The 7,597-nt window shown below is 53.7% G+C and carries 7 protein-coding genes; 4 read left to right on the top strand and 3 right to left on the bottom strand.

Going from position 1 to position 7,597, the window contains the following annotated elements; all coding sequences use genetic code 11:
- Window positions 1-36 precede the first annotated feature (36 nt).
- From D5085_18290 to D5085_18280, 3 genes are all read right to left on the bottom strand, one after another.
- Entirely contained in the window at window positions 37-243 is a 207-nt protein-coding gene (locus tag D5085_18290) for a putative motility protein (protein QEP44913.1), read from the bottom strand.
- Window positions 244-338: 95 nt separating this feature from the next.
- Window positions 339-1,148, bottom strand: a complete 810-nt coding sequence (locus D5085_18285; GenBank protein QEP44912.1) for an HAD-IIB family hydrolase — start codon at window positions 1,146-1,148, stop codon at window positions 339-341.
- Between the two features lie 3 nt (window positions 1,149-1,151).
- Window positions 1,152-2,120 carry an octaprenyl diphosphate synthase gene (locus D5085_18280; GenBank protein QEP44911.1) on the bottom strand — a complete coding sequence of 323 codons (969 nt, stop codon included), beginning with the start codon at window positions 2,118-2,120 and terminating at the stop codon, window positions 1,152-1,154.
- Window positions 2,121-2,449: 329 nt separating this feature from the next.
- Here D5085_18280 and D5085_18275 point away from each other — a divergent pair, with 329 nt between their 5' ends.
- From D5085_18275 to D5085_18260, 4 genes are read left to right on the top strand one after another with little or no spacing between them, the layout of a single operon-like run.
- Window positions 2,450-3,733, top strand: coding sequence for a CoB--CoM heterodisulfide reductase iron-sulfur subunit A family protein (locus D5085_18275; protein QEP44910.1), 1,284 nt, complete (start codon window positions 2,450-2,452; stop codon window positions 3,731-3,733).
- Window positions 3,734-3,736: 3 nt separating this feature from the next.
- Window positions 3,737-5,968 (top strand): hydrogenase iron-sulfur subunit, encoded by a 2,232-nt coding sequence (locus tag D5085_18270; protein ID QEP44909.1) that lies wholly within the window; start codon window positions 3,737-3,739, stop codon window positions 5,966-5,968.
- A 15-nt stretch (window positions 5,969-5,983) separates the two neighbouring features.
- Entirely contained in the window at window positions 5,984-6,598 is a 615-nt protein-coding gene (locus tag D5085_18265; protein ID QEP44908.1) for a 4Fe-4S dicluster domain-containing protein, read from the top strand.
- A 13-nt stretch (window positions 6,599-6,611) separates the two neighbouring features.
- Window positions 6,612-7,511 carry a heterodisulfide reductase gene (locus tag D5085_18260; GenBank protein QEP44907.1) on the top strand — a complete coding sequence of 300 codons (900 nt, stop codon included), beginning with the start codon at window positions 6,612-6,614 and terminating at the stop codon, window positions 7,509-7,511.
- Window positions 7,512-7,597: the final 86 nt, after the last annotated feature.

Raw genomic sequence — 7,597 nt, 5'->3', positions numbered from 1 at the left:
AGATCATCCTTGATCTCGGGTTAGAGCTAGAGCGTTCTAGGCGTAAACATTAAGGTTGTTGCCCAGACTGCCTACCGGTTGTGGTGCGGGCTGGGATGCGCTGTTAATGAGCTGCATGACCGACTGGCCATTTTGCTCAATCATATCCTTGCCTTTGCTTAACATCGCCATCTGCACCTGTTGGGCAGTGTCGGCGGCGCTCATCTTTAATGAGGCAGTTGAGATGCCTGATGTGCTATCCATGGTTTCGTAGCCTCCTACAGGGTCAATGGAAAGAGCGGGCAGTATAACACCAAGGGGGGGCAAAAGTGTGACCGATGTCACATCTTGTGGGGAATTTAGATGAGTCGGTAGTGGCGTGCCCCCTCAATCACCCCGCTCGTATAGTAGCCACTACCCGCGCCATAGTTACCGCAGGCGAAGTAGAGCTGCAACTTAGGTTGCTCCTGTTGCACCTGTTTGAGTGCCTGCCGTAGCTGCGCATCGCCGTTTCGGACCACGACACCGCAAAAGCCGGCGCTCAAAGGGTGGAGATCGTTACCACTATCGCCACAATAGACCACCTGCTGGTTGGCTACGCCATAGTGGGTGGCGACGAAGCGTAGCGCACTCTCTTTGGTGGCGCTAGCGGGCTGAATATCGAGCAGGGCGAGGTCGTTAACCGGATCAAAACTGTCGATTAACACGGCATCAAAACGATCTGATAGCCTCTGTCGTAGCTGCTGTACTAGCGCCTCACGCCCCGTAGGGGGCAGATAGTAGCTCTGTTTAAAGCGGTGGCACTGTTCACTCGGTTGGGGCTCTAACTCGCTGAGTGAGCTTAGTTGGGCGGCGATGTCGGTCGCACTCCAGCGGGGGGAGCGCTGTTCGATGATGCTATGCCAGCGGCTATCTTCGTGCCAGTGGCCGTCGTGATAGTGGTAAATCGTGGTGCCGACATCGCCGCAGAGGGTATCGGGATAGCGAATGCCATACTCAGCAATGGCGCTCTCCGTCAGTGCTAAATTGCGACCGGTCACATAGACGAGCCGTAGATCGTGGCGGCAGGTGAGCTGGTTAAACTGCTCAATCGCCCCCTCATCGGCTGGCCAGCGGCCATTCGGGAGTAGGGTGCGATCAAGATCGGTTGCGAGAAGTTTGAGCGTCATCAGCTAATAGGTGCGATCCACAGCGTAGCGAGTTAGGGTGATGAGTGCACTTTTAAGATCGTTGTCGGGCAGGAGGGTGAGCTGTTGTAGGGCTAATTCGGCCTCGTTGCGTGCGGCCTCTAGGGTGTAGTCGATGGCACGATTGGCCTCAATCGCCTCTAGGATGGCGTCAATGCGGTTGCGATCGCCTTGTTCGATAACCTCTCTGACCAGCCGCTTTTCGCTCTGGGTGCCGTGGCGTAGAATATGGATTAATGGCAGAGTCGGTTTGCCCTCAGCCAGATCATCGCCCAGATTTTTTCCTAGCTCCTCGGCGTTGCCGCGATAGTCGAGCGCATCATCGACAATTTGAAAGGCGGTGCCAAGATGCATTCCAAAACGGGCCATCGCCTGCTCCTCAGCGGCACTGCGGTTGCAGATAATCGCCCCAAGTTGCGCCGAGGCGGCAAAGAGTTGTGCCGTTTTAGAGCGAATGACCCTAAGATAGCTCTCTTCGTCGATATCGGCATTGTGGATATTGAGTAGCTGCTGTACCTCCCCTTCAGCGATGGTATTGGTGGTATCGGCCAAAACCTCCATCACCCGCATATTTTGCAGCGATACCATCATCTGAAACGCCCGTGAGTAGAGAAAATCGCCCACCAACACCGCCGCCTCATTGCCCCAGACCCGATTGGCGGTATCGTTACCCCGGCGCAGATCGGAGCCATCAACCACATCGTCATGCAGCAGAGTGGCGGTATGGATAAACTCGATTACCGCTCCTAGGCGGTGGTGGGCGCTCCCTTGATAGTCCCAAGCCTTGGCGACCAGAAGGATCAGCATCGGCCGCAATCGCTTGCCACCGCTGTTGATAATGTAGCGGCCAATCTGGTTGACTAGCACGACGCCGGAGTGGAGTTGACGGCTAATTTCGGCATCCACTGCCTCGCGTTCGGTGGCAATGAGTTGATAGACGGTTTCAATCTGCATGGCGGGTTTAAGTTTCGATCCTTCGGTTACAGAGCGGGGGGAATCGTAGGCAGCAGGGGGAGGCGTGTCAAGCAGTAGCGCCGTTTGAGGGGCAATTAGGGTTTATCTATACCGCGATAAGCAGAGCGTATTGGCTTTTTGGAGCCAAGTAGCGTAAAACGCAGCGACTTTTGTGCCTGTTTGGGCGCGTGCAGTCGGCGAATATGGGGTAGAATAGCCGATTTGCGTTAGGGCGTCTTTCGCCGACCCCACCCGTGCATGGCTACAGTGTGGTCATTGGCGAAGTTCGCAACCCTGTTTTTTAGATTGACCTTAACTGGAGGTAATCAATGTCTGAGGTAATCGCAACCAACGAAACCATTCTGGTTGTTGGGGGTGGCATTAGCGGCCTGACCGCTGCACTGGAAGCCGCAGAGTGCGGTAAGCAGGTGCTGCTGCTGGAGAAGGCGCCGTCTGTCGGTGGCCGAGTTAGCCAACTCTATAAATATTTTCCTAAACTCTGCTATCCGCAGTGTGGCTTGGAGATTCAGTACCGTCGTTTGAAGGCGAATAAAAATATTCGCCTTATGACGATGGCCGAAGTGACCGGCATTAGCGGTGAGAGCGGCAACTACAGTGTCGATGTCAAAGTTTCTCCACGCTATGTCAACGAAAACTGTACCGCTTGTGGCGCGTGTGGTGAGGCGGTTGAGGCCGAATTTGATGATGAGTTTAACTATCAGATGAAAAAGCGCAAAGGGGCCTATATCCCTTCGCCGATGGCCTATCCGCAGCGCTACATTCTCGATCCGGCGCTAATTGGCACCGACGATGCGACCAAGGCGAAAGAGGCGTGTCGATTTGAGGCGATCGACCTTGAGATGGCCGAGCAGGCGCTAACCCTTAGCGTTGGCGCAGTGATTTGGGCCACCGGCTGGAAGCCCTACGATGCGGCCAAAATTCAGCCCTACGGCTATGATCGCTACGAGAATGTCATCACCAATGTTGAGTTTGAGCGTATGCTCGATCCTTTCGGCCCAACCGCTGGTAAGATTCAGCGCCCCTCTGATGGCGCGGCACCTAAAAATATCGCCTTTATTCAGTGTGCCGGTTCGCGGGATAAGAACCATCTAAAGCACTGCTCCCGTATCTGCTGCATGGCGACACTAAAGCAGACTACCTATGTGGCGGAAAAGCTTGGGGATGAGTGTCAATCAACGGTCTATTACATCGATATTCGTGCTATCGACCGTATCGACGATTTTCACCAAAAGGTGAAGGCCGATCCGAATGTTAGCTTTGTGAAATCGAAGGTCGCTAACATCGTCGCTGGCGCTAACGGCAATGTGATTCTCCACGGGGTCGATACCGAGGGGTATAACCGCTATGCGAGCGAGCACGATTTAGTGGTACTGGCGACAGGAATGGAGTCAACCGTTCCGGCAGGCATCTTCCCCGAAGGGACGGTGGTGAACGAACACAACTTTATCGACTTAGATGAGTCTAACGGCGCTATCTTTGGTGCGGGCTGCTCATCTGACGCTCTGGATGTTAACCGTGCGGCGCAAAATGCAACGGCGGCCGCGCTGCGTGCGATTCAGATCGTCAATCAAGTTTCAGCTGCGGAGGCATAAACGATGGCAGACGAAAAGAAAATTGGCGCCTATATCTGTAAAGGGTGTGGCATTGAAGAGCGCCTTGATGTCAACCAACTGGTCAATACCGCCAAACGAGATGGTAAAGCGGCCATTAGCAAAGATCACGAATTTCTCTGTAGCGCCGATGGCGTGAAGATGATTCAAGACGACATCGATAACGACGGGGTGAATCGAGTTGTGATCGTCGGCTGCTCCCGCCGAGCTAAAACTGAGGCGTTTAGTTTTGAGGGGGTCACCCTGTCGCGGGCCAATATTCGTGAAGGGGTGATTTGGGTTCGTCCTAATAACGATGAGGCGCAAGAGACGACTCAAGAGATGGCAGACGACTATGTGCGCATGGCCTGTGCTGAAGCTAAATTCCTGAAGGTTCCTTCATCAAGTGGCGAACAGGAGCTGACTAAGCGGATTATGGTGGTCGGTGGCGGTGTCTCCGGTCTCACCTCTGCACTGGAGGCGGCAAAAACTGGCTATGAGGTCGATCTGGTCGAAAAGAGCGACAGACTCGGTGGTATTGCCGCCGAGCTCTATAAGCGGGTGCCGGCTAAAAACGGTCTGCAAGGGCCGGTCGATAACACCATTGGCGAGATGATCGCCGCTGTTGAGGGGAGTGATAAAATTACCGTCCACCTCAGTAGCGCGATTACTAAAACGGAGGGTGCGCCGGGGCGTTTTAGCGTCGAGCTAGCGGGGGGGAAAAGCCTCAGCGTCGGTGCGATTGTGCAGGCGACCGGTTTTAAAACATACGATATGAGCCTGCTGCCGGAGTTTAGCCCCGATAACGCTGATGTGATAGATCAGCTACAGTTTGAGCAGAGGGTGAAGGCCAATCATGGCGCTATCAAAAAGGCGGACGGCTCTGAGGCGACAAATGTGGTCTTTGTCCAGTGTGCCGGTCAGCGCAGCGATAAAGAGGGCCATCTCCCCTACTGCTCCGGCCACTGCTGCACCACCTCAATTAAACAGGCGCACTATGTGAGAGCCGCAGGTGGCGATGCGACGGTCATTTTTGACGATCTGCGTACCCCAGGGGCCTCTGGTGAAGATTTCTACCGCTCAGGTCAGGAGGCGGGAGTGGCCTTCTCCAAAGGCGAAGTGAGTAGCGTTAAGGTGGGTAAGGGGCTTGAGGTCAACTATACCGATAAAATTCTTAACGAACAGAGCACTATTCATGCCGATATTGTGGTGCTAGCCACCGGCATGGTGCCAAACTCTGGCCCGAACCCCTATCTGGAGCTGGAGCTCGGTAACGCTAAGGATGCGAAGGATGAGGCGCTAGTCAAACAGCTCGAAGCGGAGATCGCGATTCAGCCCGCACCGATTTTGAACTTAGACTATCGTCAAGGCTCCGATCTGCCCCACCTTAAGCACGGCTTTAACGACTCACACTTTATCTGCTTTCCGTATGAGACTCGCCGTACTGGGATCTATGCCTCAGGGCCACTACGACGGCCGATGGATATTGCCCAGACGATAGAGGACGCTACCGGCGCGACGCTAAAAGCGATTCAGGCGTGTGAAAATGCGGCACTAGGCCGAGCGGCTCACCCCCGTTCGGGCGATTTAAGCTTCCCTACTTTCCGTAGAGAGGGGTGTACCCAGTGTAAGCGCTGTACTGTTGAGTGCCCCTTCGGTGCGATTAATGAGGATGAGGAGAAGTATCCGCAGTATAACGAGGCGCGTTGCCGCCGCTGCGGTACCTGTATGGGGGCCTGTCCGGTGCGAGTGATCTCGTTTGAGAACTACTCGGTCGATACCGTCGGTCAGCAGATTAAAAATGTCGATATCCCCGATGAGTTCGAGGAGAAGCCACGGATTTTGGTGTTAGCGTGCGAAAACGACGCCTATCCAGCGCTCGATATGGCCGGTATGACCCATCAAGAGTACAGCTCGTTTGCCCGTATCATTCCGATTCGCTGTCTCGGTTCGGTGAACACGATCTGGATTACCGATGCGCTCAACAGCGGTTATGATGGGGTGATGCTCATGGGGTGCCAAAAGGGTGATAACTATCAGTGCCACTTTGTCAAAGGCTCCGAGATGGCCCACTATCGTATGAGCAAAATTGATGATACTCTCAGCCAGCTCAATCTGGAGAAAGAGCGGGTGCAGACCTTTGAAGTATCCATTACCGATATTGAACGAATCCCTCAGCTGATTAACGATATGGAGAAGACCATTGGTGAAATCGGCATGAGTCCGTTCAAATTCTAAGCGGGAGATGTGCAAATGAGTAATATGAATCAGGCGATGATCGAAAAGTATCGCAGCTCTTTTCTTAAAGAGGTTGAAGCCAATGTAGAGGAGGGCGAGTGGGTTAAGATGTGTATGCAGTGTGGTGTCTGCTCCGGCTCCTGCCCGATGCAGAACCATTGGGAGCACCCGCCGCAAGAGCTGTTTATGATGATTCGCGCCAATAAGCGTGAAGAGGTGTTAGGCTCCAGTTCGATGTGGATGTGTACCTCCTGCTACAACTGTATTGCCCGCTGTCCGCGCGGGCTGCCGATTACCCACATTATGCACGGACTAGCTAGCTACGCGAAACGGCTCGGTCTGGAGCCGAAAGAGCAGCCGACCGCCAAGTTTTCGCAGCTATTTTGGGATAACCTCTCCCAGACCGGACGGGTGAACGAGCTAAAGCTAGGACTCTCGCTCTACTTTATGAACGGTTTTGGCGATGGGGTCAAAACGGCGATGAAGATGAAAGATGTCGGTCTCGGGATGCTAAAGTCGGGGCGAATGAACCCGATGGAGATCCTCGGTGGTCATAAATGTAAAGATGCTAGCGGGATCAAAAAGATGATTGCCAAAGCAAAAGAGATTGAAGCGCAAGGTCACCAGTAACAGGAGATAACCTATGGCAAAGTACGAATACTCATTTTACCCGGGCTGCTCCTCGCAAAGCGGTGCCTCATCCATTAACTATCTGCGCTCGACTCAGACGATCTGCCAAGAGCTCGATATTCAACTTAATGAAATTCCCGACTGGAACTGCTGCGGTGCCTCCATCGGTTATGGTGGCGGAGGCGAACTGCCACGCATTTCGCTCTCGGCACGCAATATCGCCCTCTCGCAGCAGGCACATGGGCCGCAAGATATTGTCGCTACCTGTGCCGCCTGTTGGCTAGCTACGCGGGAGGCGAAGGAGCGAATTGAGGAGAGTCAACGCGTTCGCAGTGGTATTGAGAGCGCCTTGGGCGAGATTGGGGTCAAAATTGAGGGCGAAATGCCCAAGTCGCGCCACATGGTCGAGGTGCTGCTCGAAGATGTCGGTCTTGACGAGATTAAGAGCAAGGTCAAAAAGCCGCTTGATGGGCTTAAAATAGCCGGTTATGTCGGCTGCCAGACCAACCGTCCGTTTGGGATCGATGGCGAGTCGTTTGAGAACCCGAAATATCTCGATAAAATTATCGAAACGGTCGGTGCCTCACCGGTCGAGAACTACGAAAAGAAGGTCTCTTGCTGTGGGGGGGCGTTAATGTTCTCCGAGCCGGAGAAGTCGCAGGCGCTAGTGCGGGATATTATTGAAGCGGCCTATGATGGTGGTGCCGATATGATTGTAACCCCCTGTCCGGTCTGTCAGATGAATGTTGAGGTCTATCAGGATCAGATTAATGCCACCTACGGCACGAAATTTCAGCTACCGGTCGTTTACTACTCGACACTCATGTCGGTCGCCTTCGGCCGCAGCGGCAAGGACGCGGCGCTTGATGGTCAAATCATTAAAGCGAAGCAGTTAGAGAGCATTGCTAATTAACTGTTGTCGCCATTGAATCATACTTCACTTTGAATTTAACGCCCCTCTTGTGGGGCGTTTTTTTTTCGGGTGGCTCTGTTACAATG

Source organism: Ectothiorhodospiraceae bacterium BW-2 (assembly GCA_008375315.1).
Lineage (GTDB): Bacteria > Pseudomonadota > Gammaproteobacteria > Thiohalomonadales > Thiohalomonadaceae > BW-2.
This window is presented reverse-complemented; position numbering and strand designations above follow the sequence as displayed.

What these genes read in the sequence shown, in the direction of transcription:
- D5085_18275 (QEP44910.1), top strand. Translation starts at nt 2,450, where the DNA reads ATGTCTGAGGTAATCGCAACCAACGAAACCATTCTGGTTGTTGGGGGT.
- D5085_18280 (QEP44911.1), bottom strand. Translation starts at nt 2,120, where the DNA reads ATGCAGATTGAAACCGTCTATCAACTCATTGCCACCGAACGCGAGGCA.
- D5085_18285 (QEP44912.1), bottom strand. Translation starts at nt 1,148, where the DNA reads ATGACGCTCAAACTTCTCGCAACCGATCTTGATCGCACCCTACTCCCG.
- D5085_18270 (QEP44909.1), top strand. Translation starts at nt 3,737, where the DNA reads ATGGCAGACGAAAAGAAAATTGGCGCCTATATCTGTAAAGGGTGTGGC.
- D5085_18290 (QEP44913.1), bottom strand. Translation starts at nt 243, where the DNA reads ATGGATAGCACATCAGGCATCTCAACTGCCTCATTAAAGATGAGCGCC.
- D5085_18260 (QEP44907.1), top strand. Translation starts at nt 6,612, where the DNA reads ATGGCAAAGTACGAATACTCATTTTACCCGGGCTGCTCCTCGCAAAGC.
- D5085_18265 (QEP44908.1), top strand. Translation starts at nt 5,984, where the DNA reads ATGAGTAATATGAATCAGGCGATGATCGAAAAGTATCGCAGCTCTTTT.